Origin of the sequence: Sulfurimonas sp., assembly GCF_029027585.1 — a bacterium.
Lineage (GTDB): Bacteria > Campylobacterota > Campylobacteria > Campylobacterales > Sulfurimonadaceae > Sulfurimonas.
On record NZ_CP093397.1, the window covers coordinates 2,310,187 to 2,327,586 of the forward strand.

The following is a 17,400-nucleotide window of genomic DNA, read 5'->3' on the forward strand; positions in this document are numbered from 1 at the left end:
AGTTATATTGTTTAAAGGATTTTTTATGAGTAAAGTTTTAATTTTATCAGGTGCTGGAATAAGTGCTGAGTCTGGCATCTCTACTTTTAGAGATAGCGATGGACTGTGGGAAAATCACCGCATAGAAGATGTTTGTACAACAGGTTGCTTAGATACCAATGAAGAAGGTACAAAAAAGTTTTATGATGAAAGACGAGAAGATATAAAAGATAAAAAACCAAACTATGCTCACCAACTTATAGTAGAGTTAAAACAAAAATACCCCAAGGATATAGCAGTACTTACTCAAAATGTAGATGATTTGTTTGAAAAGGCTGGTATGAAAAGTGATGAAATTATACATCTTCATGGTTTTTTAAAAGAGCTTAGATGTCGAGATTGTGATGAGATATTTGATATTGGCTATAAAACTCAAGACTCATTTTCTCTTGTTTGTCCATCGTGTGGCTCAAAACTAAGACCAAATATCGTGTTTTTTGGAGAAGCGGCACCAAAATATCAGATACTTACTCAAAAACTAAATGAGTGTGAATTAATAGTAATAATTGGAACAAGTGGAAATGTTTTAGATGTGACATACTTTGCACAACTTACAGACAAATCAATATTAAATAACCTAGAAAAAAGTCTAGCAATAGATGATAGTTATTTTACTAAAGTATATTACGCAAAAGCAACAGATGCAATAGCTGAGATAGCTGAATATATAGAAGAATTTTTAGAAGAGTTGTAATTATTAAGCCTCTATTAGCTTATTTTCACTAAAATAGCTTTTTTATTTAAAGGCTATATTTATGAAAAAACTTTTATCTTTTTTTGGATCTATGAAAACAATGGCAGTTCTTATGTCACTCTTTGCTTTTGCTATTGGTTATGCAACATTTATTGAGAATGATTACGGAACAATAACTGCCAAAGCAGATGTTTATAATGCTAGATGGTTTGAAATATTAATGTTGTTTTTAACGATGAACCTTATGTTAAATATATATAACTATAAAATGTACACTCTTAAAAAAGCTTCTATTTTTATTTTTCATATCTCTTTTATTATCATTATAATTGGTGCTGCGGTTACTCGTTATGTTGGATATGAGGGAACTATGCATATTCGTGAAGGTGCTACTTCTTCGACTATGATAAGTTCAGATACTTACTTTACAGTAGATGCTAAAGTGGGAGATAAACATGTGATATCACAACAAACTTTGTACCTTTCAAAACGACTTACAAATAATGTAAATGCTTCACTTGAAATAGAAGGTAAAAAAGTTAGCGTTGAAATGATAGAGTATATTCCAGATGCGGTTGAAACAACAGTTGAGTCTAAAACTGGCAAAGCAATGGCATCTATGATGGTAACAGGAAGTGGAAAAGGTGAGCCAATTACGCTTATCGAAGGTCAGTTTTACGAGAGTGAAAACTTTATTTTAGATTTTGGCTCAGGAAAATCATTTGATAAAATGACAATATCTGTTTTTGTTCAAGATGATAAATTTTTTATGAAACATAACATGCCACTTACATTTTTAAAGATGGATGATAATTCAAAAGGTGTTTTAGATGCTAATGAAAAGCAGCCTTTTACAACTAGAACGCTGTTTTCTACTGCTGGTGGAGGTTTTGTCCTTCGTAACTTTTATGTTCATGCACAGAGAAAAATCGTTTCAAATCCAAATGCGTCTGCACAAAGACCAGGTATAGATGCACTTAGGTTTAATATAAAAGTTGGAGATGTTTCACAAGATGTTCTTATATATGGACAATCTGGAAGAATGGCAAAAGAGTATCATAATGAGATAAATGGCGTTGATGTCCATCTTTCATATGGCTCAAAAAAACTAACTATTCCTTTTGAAGTAAAACTTTTAGACTTTGAGTTAGACAGATACCCTGGGTCTATGAGTCCAGCATCTTATGCTAGTGAAGTCGTTCTTATAGATAAAGAGCAAAATATAGAGATGCCATATAGAATTTATATGAATAATATTTTGGAGCATCGTGGTTTTAGATTTTTCCAATCATCTTATGATAGAGATGAAAAAGGAACAGTTCTTTCAGTAAACAACGACCCGGGAACGCTTCCTTCATATATAGGTTATTTTCTTTTAGCATTAGGTATGCTTTGGTCTTTGTTTTCTAAGAAAAATAGATTTGCACAGTTAGCAAAACGAGCTAAAAAAGCGGCTGATGAAAAAGCACTTGGAAGTTTGATGGCTTTTGCTTTACTCTTTAGCATCTCTCCATCTTTTGCAGATGATTTAAACCCAACTATAAAAACAATTATCTCTTTTGATAAAGCACATGCTGAAAAATTTGGTGAACTTGTAATACAAGATAGTGGCGGTAGAATGAAGCCAATGGATACACTTTCAACTGAAATATTAGCAAAAATTTATAGAGGTTCAAATATTAGTGTTGGAAAGTATAAACTAGATTCAAATCAAGTTATACTTGGGATGATGGTAAAGCCAGATGCCTATCGCGATATAAAAATCATCTATACAAAAAACAAAGATATAAATAAACTTATCGGTACAAGTGAAGATGCTAAGTATGCTTCTTTTGCTCAGTTTTTTATGAACCCCGATAAAATGAAAGGTTATAAACTAGCTCAAATTGTTGATGAAGCGGTTAGGAAAGAGCCAAAATATAGAAATATGTTAGATAAAGCTGTTTTAAAAATTGATGAAAGAGTAAATATTTCTTACTCTGTTTACACTGGTGCTTTGATGAGAATCTGGCCAAAACCAAATGATGAAAGTAACAAATGGTACCCAACCATAGAAGCACTTCAAACTTTTACTTCTGCTGATGGAGAACGACTAAGAGGTGTTGCTGTTGAGTATTTTACAGCTATTGATAAAGCTTTGGGTAGTGGAGATTGGAGTGAGGCAAATGAGGCTATTTTAAAACTAGAGAAATATCAAAAATTTTATGGAGCACAAGTTTACCCATCTCAAGATAGAATAAAAGCAGAGGTTTTTTACAACAAAGCGCATATCTTTGAATCACTTTATCCTTTTTATCTTTTACTAGGGTTCATCCTTTTAGTTCTTAGTTTTGTAAAAATCATAAGACCAAAGTTTAACTTGGCAATTTACTCAAAAATAACTCTAGGTTTATTGATTGTATTTTTTGCAGCACATACTTTTGGTCTTGGTTTGAGATGGTATATCTCTGGTCACGCTCCTTGGTCAAATGGTTATGAGTCTATGATATATATAGGTTGGGCAACACTTTTAGCAGGTTTCATCTTCTCAAAACGCTCATCTATGACTATGGCATCTACTGCTATTTTAACAGGTTTGATTTTATTTGTGGCACATCTAAACTGGATGGATCCTCAAGTTACAAATATTGTTCCTGTTTTAAATTCGTACTGGTTAAGCATACATGTTGCTGTAATTACTGCTAGTTATGGTTTCTTAGGTCTTGGTGCTCTTTTAGGCTTTATCGTTATTTTATTATTTATGATTAAGACAGATAATAACCAAAAACATATAGGTTTATCAATCAAAGAGTTAAATGCTATAAATGAGATGAGCTTGATGGCGGGTCTTGTTTTACTTACCATCGGAAACTTTTTAGGTGGTGTTTGGGCAAATGAATCTTGGGGTAGATACTGGGGTTGGGATCCAAAAGAAACATGGGCACTTGTAACGATTTTAGTTTACGCTGTTGTTGTGCATCTAAGGTTTATAAAGTCTATATATAGTGAGTTTAACTTTGCAGTTATTTCTCTTTTATCGTACTCTTCAGTGATTATGACTTATTTCGGAGTGAACTATTATCTTGCTGGACTTCACTCTTACGCAAAAGGTGACCCAGTTCCTGTTCCTGATTTTGTTCCTATAACTTACGCAATTATTTTTGTTTTCGTTTTAGTAGCGTTTAGAAATAGAAAGATAGCTTAGGTTAAGAAAAATGGACTTTAAAGGTTTTAGTAAAAAAACTCTTCCCTTTTTAGAGTCTATCCGTAAAAACAACAACAAAGAGTGGTTTGAAGCTCATAGAAGTGAGTATGAAGAGTTCATCTTAAATCCTTCAAGAGCTTTTGTAGAGGAGTTTGGTGAACATCTACAAGCCCTAGAACCAACTATAAACTTTTCACCTAAAATAAACAAATCTCTCTTTCGCATCTATCGAGATAGTAGAAGAATGGGTGCTATAAAAGTGCCTTTAAAACATCGCATTGGCATGATTTTTTGGCAAGGAAACGGAAGCAGAATGCAGAGTTCACATTTTTACCTTCACTTTTCCCCTGATGAACTTTTTGTAGCAGTTGGTGTTAGATGGTTTGAAAAGCCTATGCTAGATGCTTACCGAGAGTATATAAAAGATGACAAAAGAAGAGAGCGTCTAGCACAGTTACTTCAAAGCCTTGATGCTAAAGGTTACAAGTGCATAGAAAAGGGCTATAAAAGATACCCAAGAGGTTTTAATGCACAGATGCCAGATGCTAATCTTAGTCTGTACAAAGGTATGGCAACATATAAAATACTAGACCCAAAACTCATAATAGATGGAAAAAAGTTTATAAATACACTTTATAGCATCTATGAAGATATGTTAGAGTTACAGCAAGTTGTTTATGAGATAAGCTTGAGAGTGAAAAAGGAAAATAATTAATTATGTTAGAATGTAGGAATGAGGAAAGTTGAATGATAATATATACAAGAACAAATATATTTGAATCCAATGCACAAGTATTAGTAAATACTGTAAATACTGTTGGTGTTATGGGTAAGGGCTTGGCTAAAGAGTTTAAGAGAATTTATCCCGATATGTTTGATAGTTATCAAAAATATTGCGAAAATGGTATATTTACTATAGGTAAATTACAGATTTATAAAACATCAAATAAGTGGGTAATGAATTTTCCTACAAAAGAAAATTGGAGAAATGCTTCAACAGTTGAATATGTAGAATTAGGGCTTCAGAAGTTTGTAGAACAATATCAAATACAAGGTATAAAATCAGTATCATTTCCTATGCTTGGCTGTGGAAATGGTGGTTTAGACTGGGAAAATGTTGTGAAACCACTAATGTATAAATATCTTAAAAATTTACCGATAGATATATTTATACATACAGCTGAGATTGATAAATTTACTCCAGAACATAAAAATCAAAAAATGATAGATAGTTGGTTGAAAAATGAGCCATCTTATTTATCTAGCATTGAATTTATAACAAATTTAAAGCAACTGTCTTCTCAACTGATTAATTCATATTCAAATAAAAAATTAAAGTTAACTATAGAAATAACACAAGAGCAGATGGGTGAAGAAGATGTATTTTGTATAACATCTAAGCAGACTAAAATTTATATAACTTATAGTGTGTTGAGTAATATTTGGCAAACTCTTAAAAATGGTGGTGTACTGCAAAAAGATATGTTATCTCAAGAACTAGCTCAATCATCAGATATGGTAATGTTATTTTTATCTCAACTTGAATATATCACATTAACTCAACTTGATAATGAAGATGTAGCTGTGAGAATATTAGCATTTAAGCAACCAAAAATAATAAATAAAGAAGAAGAGTTCTTTGTAGCATGACAAAAGAAGAGTTTTTAAAAGATTTTCAAACTAGACAAGAATTGAAATATAAAGGTGGTTATCAAAAGTGGTGGACGCAGTTTGTATTTCATTATAATGATATTCATAATATTGTATCAATTTTAAATAGTGGTAAACTTTATAGTCGAAATAAAACTAAAAGTTTAAATATTTTAAAAACTGATATTGCAAATGATGATGTTATAAAGCATACCGATTCTAAAGTAGATAAGTATGCAAGATTCTATTTTGGGGCAAGGACACCTACTTTATATTGGAATGAGGGCTTAATTCCTAAAGATAAAATTAGAGATAATGCACATTGTCCAGTTCCTATCTTTTTACTATTTGATTTTATTAAAATATTATCTATGGATAATATCTGGTTTAGTAATGGAAATATGAGTGCAACTAATCCTGAAGTATATAATGATATAAATAATTTAGAAAAATTAGAATGGAAATATATATATCATAGAGAACCACTTGAACAGTCTGGATATTCACGACACATAAATTATTGTAGAAATGCAGAAGTTTTAGTTAAAGATGAATTAAGTATTTATGACTCACTAAAATGGATTTGCGTTAGGTCAAAAGCAGATAAAGATACTTTACTTAATTTAGTAGATGAAACTACAAAAGAAATAATAAAAGATAAGATTAAAATATTTACTTCTGATGGATTGTTTCATAATAAAAGATTGTTTATTAATGAAGTGATATTAAAAGAACAACAAATCAATATTAATTTTACAAATTTTAATAATCAAGAGTTTATGTTAAATGGTATAGCAAAAAGTTTGGCAACAGGTAAAGAACTAGATAAATCACAAGTATTTAATATAAACTCAAATATATACTTTAAATTGGATGAATTAGATGTTTCTATGGGTATTCATTTTATCTTAAGTATTGATGAAAATAAAGTATATGATAATGTTTTATTTAATATTAATGAAGTTTTAGTTTGAGAGTTAAAGAGGAAAACAGTTGAAAGAAGCAGTAATACTACTAAATATGGGTGGACCAAATAATCTTGATGAAGTTGAGATGTTTTTAAAAAACATGTTTTCCGATAAAAACATATTAACAATGAAAAGTGACCTTTTAAGAAAGTTTGTAGGTGGTATGATTACTTTTACAAGATGTGAAAAATCACAAGATATATATAAACAAATAGGTGGAAAATCACCTATAGTCGGACATACTAAAAACTTAGTTAATAAATTGCAGGTAAGACTTGGTAAGGATGTTATTGTTGATTTTGTTATGAGATATACTCCGCCATTTGCGAGTGAAGTAATAGAAAAAATCAACAAAGAAGATATAGAAAAAATATACTTGATTCCTCTTTATCCACAATACTCGACAACAACAACAAAGTCATCATTAGAAGATTTTGAAGAACACTATCATGACAGTGGTGCAGATGCTATTTTGGTAGAGATAAAACACTTCTTTGAAAATGAAAACTATAACAAAGCAATTATTCAAAGAATTCAAGAGCAGATGCAAGAAACAAAGTATGAAGATTTTGACATTATATTCTCGGCTCATGGGCTTCCTCAAAAGATTGTAGATGCTGGAGATTCTTATCAGCGTTATATCGAAAAACATGTAGAAATTTTAAAGCAAAAACTTCAAGATGAGGAGATGGACTTTCACAAAGTTCACTTGGCTTATCAGTCGAAGCTAGGGCCTATGGAATGGTTAAAACCATCTCTAGAAGATAAACTAAAAACAGTTAGAAATAGGGGCGTTGTTGTGTTTCCTCTAGCCTTTACTATAGATAATTCTGAGACAGATTATGAACTGAAAATTGAGTATAGAGAGATAGCAGAAGCACTTGGTTTTAAAGAGTATAGAGTCTGTAGATGCCCAAATGATAGTGAACTTTTTGTAGATGCACTAGAACAAATATATAAAAAAATGAGCTAGCAAGAGATGCTAAAGATAATAATGTACTTTTCAATGACGCTTTTTTTGTTTGCTTATGAATTGCCAGAGTTAAAACTTCCAAAAAATAATCAACCTGAAATAGTTGTTTTTGATACACAAAGCCTTTTAGTAAATGATAAAAGGTCTTATAAAATTAGATGGAAAACTATAAATGCGACAGATGTAAACATAACATTTATAGGTAAAGTTGAGTTAGAAGGAAGTTTTACGATAACAGAAGATGAGTACAATAGAGGACCTATAACTTTAATGGCATCTAGTAAAACAAGCTCCTATGTTGATGAAAAAACTATAAATAAAAATAGTTCTTCTAAAGTCATAACACCTATTTTTCAAAGTAAAGAGGAAGAAGATGCCTACTACAATACAACTATGCCTTACCGAAGAAGAATGTATAATCCAGCTCGAAGACAAAGAAGATATTACTAAATGAAAATTGTTATCTTTGATATGGATGGAACTCTTATAGACTCAAAAAAAGATATAACAATATCTGTAAACTATATAAGAGCTTTGCATTATAATCTTGCTCCACTTAGTGAAGAGTTTGTTGTAAAAGCTATAAATATGCGTGAAAGAAACTTGCCAAAACTTTTTTATGAAACAGAGCTTTATCATGAAAAAGATAGAGATGTTTTTGAAGTTCACTATGGGATTCAATGCACTCAAAATCCATATCTTTATGATGGAATTTTAGAGATGCTAAAAAACCTTGTAAACTCAGGAGTAAAAATATCTTTAGCTACAAATGCTCCAACCCCTTTTGCTTTAAGAATGTTAAAGCATTTAGGAGTAGAAGAAATGTTTGATGTTATTATAGGTGCTGATAAAGTAAAGATTTCAAAGCCTGACCCACAGATGATAAATGAAATCTTAAATCACTATAATTTTGATAAAAACACAGATGAAGCATGGATGATTGGTGATAGTTCCAAAGATACTGATGGTGCCTTAAATGCTGGAATAAGCTCTATGTTTGTAACTTGGGGTTTTTCTAAAGAATCAGAACATGATGTCGTGATAAGTAAGCCAAAAGAAATCTTAGATATTGTTTTATAAAAATTTATGATAGAATAACTCTTATTTATTCAAGTAAAGGGGTTTACGGTGTTTGATAGTGATTTACTTCTAGCCTTTGGATTTATGGCGATTCTGTTTTTAAGACAAATATCTATACTTAAACAACCAAACAAAATAAATTATGCACCTCTTATGATAGGTATAGGTGCTATTAGTAGTGTTGTTCATTTTATAATTCACCCTGATATCACAGATGTTATTTTGCTTTTAAGAGAGTCTTTTTTACCGCTGTTGGTAGCTCTTTTACTCTACATAGTTATGAATATTTTACATCAAACACAACAAACTCAAAGCGCAAGAGCACAAGATGAATTTTCAAAAATTATAACTACTCAAATGAGTGAGTTAAAAGAGTTTATAATTGAGTTAGAAACAAGAATGATTTTATCTCATCAAGAAGACAGAAATATTCAAGAAGAAGTTCGCGAAAAGTTTAAACAAGATATAAAATCTCTAGATGCAATCAAAACAAATCAAAACAAATTTTTAGGCAAGTTTGATGAGATGGACTCTTGGCATAAAGGTGTTACAAAATCTTTTGATAATTTTACAAATATACAGCTACCAGAACTTGATAATGTTGTTCATAAACATATAGATATCTTACGAGTGGCAGAACAAGACCACTACAACCAAATAAAAGTAACTTTGGATAAAGCAGTAGATAGTAGGCATGATATTTCTGAAGATATGGATGAATTAAAAGATAGTTTAACTAGCATGAAATCAATAGCCGATACAGTTGCTCAAGCTATCGTCAAAGAAACTATCACAGAACTTTCAGGCGTAACAAATGCGTTTGAGCAACAGATAGTAGCTTTGAAATCACATACAGAAAGCTTAAGCACCTCTTTATATGAAAGTGAAAATAAGTTGGGCTCAATTAGAGATCAAAGTGAAATGATAATGAAACAAATGATTTTATCATCTAAAAAAATGAATGATTTAGAATCGCAAAATAGTGGTTTACACAACCTTTATACAACTATTAAAAGTTTAGTAAAAGAAGTTGAAATCATTAAATCAGACTATGTTAAATCTCAATCACAACTTAGTTTGATTGCAAAAGAGTTAAATTCATCACAAGAACAGCAGATAGGCTCTTTAATCGAAACTCTAAGCAAAAAAATAGATGACTCCTTGGAAAAATTACATGATCACTACCACATAGCATCTGATGATATAACTCAAAGTGTACAGATATTATCAAAAAAAGCACAACTAAAAAAAGGTTACACTGATTAATATAATGTCCCCAGAAAAACAAACCACTTAATACAACATTCTTATATCAGATGATAAAACGCCAATTCAAATAGTAAGTGCAACACCTGATTAAACTGCTACATAAGATGAAGTAATTGTATCGAAAAAAACTTCTGCGGGTGTTTTGTACCCGAGTATCTTTCTTGGTCTATTGTTTAGTTTGTTTTGAACTTCAACTATTTGCTCATCTGTGATGTTAATAAAGTGCATCTTTTTTGGAAAATATTCTCTAATTAACCCATTAGTGTGTTCGTTAAGCCCTCGTTGCCAAGATTGATATGGGTTAGCAAAGTAGAAATCTGTATCAAGTACTTTAGCTACTTCTTCATGATATGAAAACTCTTTACCATTATCACTTGTAATCGTAAGTGTGTGAGCTTGTACTGGTTTGAGTAAATGTATCATTGCATCTGTAACAACTCTTGCTTGTTTAGCTGGATTTATCTTCAACAACAAATGGTCTGAATTCTATAGATATGCGGTTCTTTATTTGTCCACGACTACGATAGGTAGCTGACCTTTTGGTGTACTTCTTGTTCTTGTGTCTAAGGTATAAATATAGTCTGCCAACACTTCGTTTATTATGATAGATATATCTGTATATCGTTTCATGGCTTACAGGTCTTAAATCTTCAAGAGCCATTCGTCCACTTATCTGCTCAGGAGACCAACCTTCTTTCATAGACTTTTTTATATAACTGGTATGCTTCTTTGTAAGTCTTCTGTTCTTTGTTTTATACTGATACCTCAGTCTTACACTTACTGTTGCATTAACAGCATTGTATTCATCATTATCAAGAGAGTTTCTTTTTAGCTCCCTGCTTATAGTTGAGTGATGAACACAAATGTTATTTGCAATGGCTCTTTGACTTAAGCCCTCTTTTTTCAAAGCTTCGATTTGGTATCGTTGCATCATGGTTAGTTGTTTATATCTCATAAGTTTCCCTATCTTGGTGGATTGGAATCTTATTTTATCTCAGCTAACCTCTTCTTTTATCTATAATGGTTCCCTTTTTCAAGACCAGTAAAACAAGTTTTCTTATTTTACCTCTTTACGATACCAGTGGTAACAGTTTTGCTCCTTTAGGATCTAAATTATTGACAGCTTTATAATAAACTTCATTTGGAGTTTTATATCCAATCGCCGAATGTAATCTTTTTTTGTTGTAAGAGTTCATATATATTTTTATTGCTCGATTGAGAGATTTTATATTCTTATATTCATTCAGATAAATTTCTTCATACTTAATACTTCGCCAGAATCTTTCGATGCAAATATTATCAGTAGCTCTACCTTTTCCATCCATTGAAATTTTAATGTTGTGTTTTTTGAGAATATCAACATGAACTTTTGAAGTATATTGACTTCCCTGGTCTGTGTTAAATATCTCTGGTTTAGGATAAAATGCGAGTGCTTCATTTAACACACTTTTAACTAAGGAAATATCCATTGTGTTAGAAAGTTTCCATGAGAGTATTTTTTTACTATGCCAATCTATTATTGCGGCTAAATATACAAAGCCTTTTTCCAGTTTGATATAAGTAATATCTGTACTCCAGACTTGATTAGTTTTTTCAATTACAACACGTCCAGCATAATCTCTAAAATCTTTTAGGAGATATGGATACTTATAATGTTCTTTGTTTGCTGTAGTGGTCTTAGGCTTAGGATACAAGGCTTCTATACCCATATACTTCATAGCTTTCTTAACGAACTTTTTCCCTATGCTATACCCATCTCTTAAAAGTTGAGCATGAATTCTTCTACTTCCATATGATGGAAAGTCTGAATATATATTATTTATAGCATCTAATATTTTCAAGTCTTTACCTCTACTAAACGGTTTAGTTGGAGTATAGTACAAACTCGACTTACTTACCTGTAGCAATTGACACTGCTTATTCTGTGATAATTTATGCTTAGCATCAAGTAGAGTTTTTCTCTCTTTAGATGAGGCCAAGCTTTTTAGCTTTTCCACAAGAAAATCCTTCTCAACAATTGTCTCTCCAAGTTTTTTTGCAATTGCATCTTTTTCATATTTAAGAGTATCAATTTCATCTTTGTATTCTTTTACAACAGTACTTTTATCAAATGCTAATGACATATTCTCAAGAAACTGTTTTTTTCCAATTTCTTAAACTTAGAGGTAGGACTTCATATCCACTAGCTATTTCATTAACAGTTTTTTCACCCTCTAAAACTTCCAGTACTACTTTTGCTTTAAAATTTGCACTATAACTTTTTCTTTTTGCACTCATATTTAATTCCTATATTCTCTATTTCAATTTTATCATTTTTGAAATAAGAAAACAAATTTTACTGGTTCAGTTTTAGGGGTTCATTATAAAAAATCAGAGTAGATTATTTATAAACCAAAATGGCATTAAAGACATTAATACTAATACTAATGCTTATGATTTTAACAGCAGTAATGGAGATCATAATATCACCGATTCAATCTTTTTTGGAAATATCGTTGTTGATATAAATAACACCAGTTATAGTTCTATTGATAAAGATAAGAGTAACCCTTTTTATATGTACGCTGGAACTAAAATCATCTCTATATGGGATAACAATGGCAGTGGTTGGAAGAAACAAGAATCATTCGCACAAGATTTTAAGCCTAATACTAATAACACCATTAAAAATGCAGCTAACTAATGGCTTTTAAAAATATTTTAAACTTTTTTAGAAAAAAAGAGAAGCAACGCGCATATTTTGCAGATATTTTAGGAAAAGAAAGCTCTAAAACTAAAGAGAGTGGTGGCTCAAGATTAGTTCCTATACTTGATGATGTATTTGAAGAAACATCAACAGGAGTATTAGCACAGATAAAAAAATATCCTTTTTTGAATTTAGCTGAGTTTTTAGAAACACAACGAACTTCATTTAATAAACATACGATTTTTGTAGTTGAGATTTTAGATGATGTTGTAAATGCTGCTATTGTATCTCGTAAAGGTGTATTTTTAGATATTGGTTTTTTAAAGAGTTATAGTTATGAGAATTTAAAAGATATTTATTTTCAGATTGTTCCAGATTCAACCGATACACTAGAAGAAATAAGTAACTCTATAGAGAACATTATCTCTATAGTAGCATATGATGTTGTTTACGCTTTACCCAAGAAAATTGTTATTATTGAAAATTCCAACAGTGATTTAAAAGAACTAACTATATCGACTGGACGCTTTAGTAACGATGCTAATATTAATGATTTAATGCTTCGTGAATTAGCTATTGAAACCGGTTATAGTGAAGATGAGATTATATACTCTAACATCAAAAAACTTTTTAAAAAGGGTGACCGTGCTATAGGATTTTTAATCTCATGGAGTGAAAAAATATATTTTGAATCGGTAGATGATTATGTAAATAAGGCAGGGTTTGAGCTTAAAAAATTACACTCTATCCAGTCCTCTTTGTATGCCTCTTTTTCATTAAAAGATCGTGACGCTACAATGCGAATACATGTTCAAGATTTTTACGCCTACAGCTTGTATAAAATAAAGAATGAAATTTTTGAATATAGAAGATATGATATTAAAGAGGAGTATGAAGATTTAGAACTTATAGTATCTCAGATGCAAGAGGTTATACTTAGTGGATATGGTGATTACTATGAGATGCTAAAGAGTAGTTTTCTTCAAGAAGGTATCGCTGTACGCTGGTGGAATTATGGATATGATTTAGAGTCTTGTATCATTCGTACCGAACAAGAGACCCTCTTGGATGGCCGTTATGCAAATCTAATCTCTACTTCTTATTATGAGCTTTTCAATATGCGTTTAGCTTTGGTTCGTCTTGGAATTGGGGTAAAACTATCTTTTTATGAGTTTATAGCAGTTAATCTAAATATATTACCTATTATGATGATTATTTTATTTCTTTTGGGGGCAACAGGCTGGTTTTATTATGAAAAGATGGAACTAGATTCGCTTAAAAAGATAAACAAAGAATACAGTCGTTATTTTCAGCAAGAAAAATCACTTAACAGCGAACTATCACGATATCAAAATAATATTAGCACAACAAAAAATAAAATCACAACTGTTAAAAAAATAATGAAAAATAAAGTTGAAATTCAAGACGCTTTTGTTTTATACAAAATAGCAAATAAATTACCTATTGATATGATTTTAACAGAGATTCAAAAGAAAAATGGAGTTATAACAATTAAAGGCAAATGTTATTTGGAGAGTTCCTTGTTGAAATTTATTAAGAGACTAGAAATTAAGGGTCGATCTGTCTATCTTATGAGTATGAAAGATAGTAAAAAAACAAGATTTGAATCACATGAAGAGGCAAATTTGCGTTATATCACAGAGCAACAAAAAAAGCAACAAGAAGAGCAAAAAGAGGGGGGAAAAGGCAAAGTTTCACAAAATTATAATATCCCTCGCCCAACAGGGACAACAGTTCAATACTCAGATACCTTAAATAATAGTTTTACCTTGGAGATACGATGAATAAACAACATTTTGGAGAGCTTATTAAAAATTTGATTTATAATAAAGTATATCAGTTTCTTTTTGCTCTATTTATTAGTCTTATAATCATATTTGGTGCTTATACTATATATATTAGTAAAATAATTCAAAATAAGAAAGCGATAGAAAATAGTATCAAAACTACCAACCTTGCCGAGATAAAAAAACAAATCAAAAAAAGTCAAGAGAAGAAGCAAGGATTAATTGCACAATATAAAGAGCAGCAGGTAATTTTTAAAAAACTAGAAGGAAAGATTTATCAAACTCACTATCCAATAATTACTAATATTCTTAAAAAAATAAATGCATATGCTTTTAATATCCATGATTATAAGCTAGATAAAGATTTTAAAAAGATGGATGTTACCCTAGAAGGTTCTTATCAAAATCTTATTCGATTTATAGACTTTTTGGGAACTATACCGGCTAAGGTTGTAGTTAGCCAATATAAAATTACTCTATCAAAAGAAAAGATGATGGTTATCTCTTTAACTATTGAAGTTTCACCAATAAGGATTTAATAAATGATTAAAATAGTAATTTTAATAATGTTATCTTTGCTTCTTGAAGCAAAAAACTGGAATATTAAGCGAAACCCATTTACCGTAAGTAATGCTTATATAGAAAAAACTAAAAAAAGTTATCTTGAACCAAAAAACAACTATATTCCATTTAGCATTAAACTTCTTGGAATTGCTCATATAGATAAAACTAAAGAAGCGATACTCAATATTGAATTTGAAGGTATTCGCAAGGTAAAGTTAAAGCAAAAAATTAAGATTAATACACCCGATATTGAGAGTTGGATAAGGGTGACAAAAATTAATGAATATTTCGTCGAGATATCATTAAACGGTGGGGAGGATATTCGCTATGAAATTAAATAGAGTAGTTTTTGTTGTGCTATTGAGTTTAAGCACACTTCTTGCATCATCACTTAGCGAAGTAAAAGAGGAAAAAATCTCTTTTATTCAATTTAAAAAGATTACACTTGAAAATCTTTTTGATTACCTTTCATCACGATATGATGTAAATATTGTCTTAGAAGAGCCTATGCTACGCTACTATACGACTAGTTTACGATTGAAAAAAGTTACTATAGAGGATATCCTTAAAATAGTAACTAAAGAGCATAATCTTCATTATATGAAAAAAAATCAAACTTATCATATCTCTAGTCGTAAAAAATATCATGCTGATAATTACAATGAACAAAATTATACTACTAGAAGTGTAAAGATACAATATGCTTCAATAATAGATGTAGTGCTGCTTCTAAAGGATGTAATGCATGGAACAGTTGTAGTAAGGAGTAATACAGAGAATAAACCATACAGTGGACTCTTTGACGCATCACCGAAACTTGAAACTTGGAAGTTTGAAGATTCTGGGGAGAATAATATGTTACCCCAACCGGAAAGTGCAGGTGGGAGCTCTAGTAGTGATACTCCTAAACAGATAGATACTGATAAATTAGAGAAAATGAGTGGTAAAATAATAATAGCAGATGAAGATAAGGTTCTTCCTAGCCGCCTCCTGTATGTTGTACCGTTTATCAATGAAAATATTATATATCTTATATCTAAAGACAAAGATTTAATAGATAAGGCAAAGGGCTATATTCTTGAGGTTGATCAACCAATTAAAGAGGTGCTTATACAAGGTAAAATTATTAGTGTAGATATAGGAGATGAATTTACATCAGCTTTTGACTTTATAACTCAATCTTCTGATGTTTCAACACCCGTAGCAAATAGTATGATTTCTGCTGGAAATGTTCAGTATTCTTTTTTAAACTCATTAACCAGTGCAAATATTGAAATATTGCAAACAGATAACAAGGCAAAAACTATAGCATCTCCAATGTTACTTGCAACTAATCGTACTACAGCAAAACTAGACCTTATAGAAGAGGTGTCTATTCTTAAGGGTTGGACTGCAGGAAGTGTTTCTCAAGGTGGAACAGGAGGTGGTGGAAATGTTGTTATACAACCAACACCCATATATAAAACCGAAAAGATTGGAACAAGCTTTCAGCTAATTCCTTCAATAAACGATGACGGGAGAATATTGCTTAAAATTAGGATAGAGACTTCTACAGTAAAACCTGGTTCACAAAATATGCTAGTGGCACAGGCAGATGGTAGTTTTAAGCCTGAAAAATTTGATGGTGTAAATGTAAATGTTATAGAGACTACGCTTATCACAAAGCATGGGCAAGGAATAGTGTTAGGTGGTTTAATTAATGAAAGTATAAAAAAAATAGAGAGTAAAGTACCTATATTAGGAGATATTCCTGGACTTGGATTTTTCTTTAAAGATGTTGAAGATGTAGAAAAAAAAAGTGAAACTATAGTTATTCTAACTCCATATATTGTTGATTTAAATAATCAAACTACTCAAGAAATGCTAGATGCTGTAAAAGATGATATAAAAAAAGATCACAATATTTTAAAAGACGATGAAGTTAAACTAGACAGTAAAAAAATTATAGATAATGTGCTTGACAGGGATACTTTAGAGATTAATAAAGATTTAAATCCAGTAAAAGCAAAAAAAGATAAAAAGAAAAAAGTTCTTACTCCAAGTGAGATAAAAATTCAAAATTTCTTACAAGAGGATAACTTATGAAGATTATGATAATCGCTTTTTTTTCTATAGTGCTTTTATGGGGAGAAGAATCTAGTCTTGTTACTCGTGCTGTTACAAAGTTGATTGATGAAAATAAAAAGATTCAATCACAACTACATTCACAAAAAAAACAGATTGAAGCTTTACAGCAGCAGATAGATAAATTAATAAGTTCCAAAAACTTATCCTTTAAATCATATAAGGCACATATAGGGGCAAAAGTTTTAAATATTCGCTCTGGTCCAGGATTCAACTATAGGATAATTACTTCATTAAAAAAAGGAGAAAAAGTTTTAGTTGTTGATTCAACACACCGAACATGGTATAAAATCTATAAAAATAATCAAGAAGGCTGGGCTTATGCCAAATGGATTATTATAAACAATAATAACAAGTAGTT

General features: G+C 30.6%; 14 protein-coding genes and 2 pseudogenes. 14 read left to right on the plus strand and 2 right to left on the minus strand.

The window, feature by feature from the left end:
- Window positions 1–25: 25 nt before the first annotated feature.
- From MOV50_RS12065 to MOV50_RS12105, 9 genes are all read left to right on the plus strand, one after another.
- Window positions 26–733, plus strand: a complete 708-nt coding sequence (locus MOV50_RS12065; protein ID WP_321778149.1) for an SIR2 family NAD-dependent protein deacylase — start codon at window positions 26–28, stop codon at window positions 731–733.
- Between the two features lie 61 nt (window positions 734–794).
- Entirely contained in the window at window positions 795–3,917 is a 3,123-nt protein-coding gene (ccsA, locus tag MOV50_RS12070; RefSeq protein ID WP_321778150.1) for a cytochrome c biogenesis protein, read from the plus strand.
- Between the two features lie 10 nt (window positions 3,918–3,927).
- Window positions 3,928–4,632, plus strand: a complete 705-nt coding sequence (locus MOV50_RS12075; RefSeq protein WP_321778151.1) for a DUF2461 domain-containing protein — start codon at window positions 3,928–3,930, stop codon at window positions 4,630–4,632.
- Window positions 4,633–4,664: 32 nt separating this feature from the next.
- Window positions 4,665–5,567 carry a macro domain-containing protein gene (locus tag MOV50_RS12080; RefSeq protein WP_321778152.1) on the plus strand — a complete coding sequence of 301 codons (903 nt, stop codon included), beginning with the start codon at window positions 4,665–4,667 and terminating at the stop codon, window positions 5,565–5,567.
- A complete protein-coding gene (locus MOV50_RS12085; RefSeq protein ID WP_321778153.1) occupies window positions 5,564–6,541 on the plus strand; it encodes a DarT ssDNA thymidine ADP-ribosyltransferase family protein in 978 nt (325 codons plus the stop codon). Before MOV50_RS12080 ends, MOV50_RS12085 begins: the two co-directional genes overlap by 4 nt.
- A gap of 19 nt (window positions 6,542–6,560) precedes the next feature.
- Window positions 6,561–7,508, plus strand: a complete 948-nt coding sequence (hemH, locus tag MOV50_RS12090; protein WP_321778154.1) for a ferrochelatase — start codon at window positions 6,561–6,563, stop codon at window positions 7,506–7,508.
- Window positions 7,509–7,529: 21 nt separating this feature from the next.
- The gene (locus MOV50_RS12095) at window positions 7,530–7,958 is read left to right on the plus strand and encodes a hypothetical protein (protein WP_321778155.1); all 429 of its coding nucleotides are present in this window, start codon (window positions 7,530–7,532) and stop codon (window positions 7,956–7,958) included.
- Window positions 7,959–8,588, plus strand: coding sequence for an HAD family hydrolase (locus tag MOV50_RS12100; RefSeq protein ID WP_321778156.1), 630 nt, complete (start codon window positions 7,959–7,961; stop codon window positions 8,586–8,588).
- Window positions 8,589–8,636: 48 nt separating this feature from the next.
- A complete protein-coding gene (locus MOV50_RS12105; protein WP_321778157.1) occupies window positions 8,637–9,854 on the plus strand; it encodes a hypothetical protein in 1,218 nt (405 codons plus the stop codon).
- 90 nt (window positions 9,855–9,944) lie between these two features.
- Here the strand turns inward: MOV50_RS12105 and MOV50_RS12110 are convergent.
- Window positions 9,945–10,812: pseudogene (locus tag MOV50_RS12110) on the minus strand (IS30 family transposase).
- Between the two features lie 115 nt (window positions 10,813–10,927).
- Window positions 10,928–12,134, minus strand: a pseudogene (locus tag MOV50_RS12115) (IS3 family transposase).
- A 405-nt stretch (window positions 12,135–12,539) separates the two neighbouring features.
- Between MOV50_RS12115 and MOV50_RS12125 the strand changes: the two are divergent.
- Genes MOV50_RS12125 through MOV50_RS12145 form a run of 5 tightly spaced genes read left to right on the plus strand, consistent with a single transcriptional unit; the run spans window position 12,540 to window position 17,398 of the window.
- Window positions 12,540–14,348: a hypothetical protein gene (locus tag MOV50_RS12125; protein ID WP_321778160.1), complete on the plus strand. Its 1,809-nt coding sequence runs from the start codon at window positions 12,540–12,542 to the stop codon at window positions 14,346–14,348.
- Window positions 14,345–14,890, plus strand: a complete 546-nt coding sequence (locus MOV50_RS12130) for a hypothetical protein (protein WP_321778161.1) — start codon at window positions 14,345–14,347, stop codon at window positions 14,888–14,890. The genes MOV50_RS12125 and MOV50_RS12130 overlap by 4 nt, the downstream gene beginning before the upstream one ends.
- Window positions 14,891–14,893: 3 nt before the next feature.
- Window positions 14,894–15,256: a hypothetical protein gene (locus MOV50_RS12135; RefSeq protein ID WP_321778162.1), complete on the plus strand. Its 363-nt coding sequence runs from the start codon at window positions 14,894–14,896 to the stop codon at window positions 15,254–15,256.
- Window positions 15,243–17,000 carry a FecR domain-containing protein gene (locus MOV50_RS12140; RefSeq protein ID WP_321778163.1) on the plus strand — a complete coding sequence of 586 codons (1,758 nt, stop codon included), beginning with the start codon at window positions 15,243–15,245 and terminating at the stop codon, window positions 16,998–17,000. The genes MOV50_RS12135 and MOV50_RS12140 overlap by 14 nt, the downstream gene beginning before the upstream one ends.
- A complete protein-coding gene (locus MOV50_RS12145) occupies window positions 16,997–17,398 on the plus strand; it encodes an SH3 domain-containing protein (protein ID WP_321778164.1) in 402 nt (133 codons plus the stop codon). The genes MOV50_RS12140 and MOV50_RS12145 overlap by 4 nt, the downstream gene beginning before the upstream one ends.
- Window positions 17,399–17,400 lie beyond the last annotated feature (2 nt).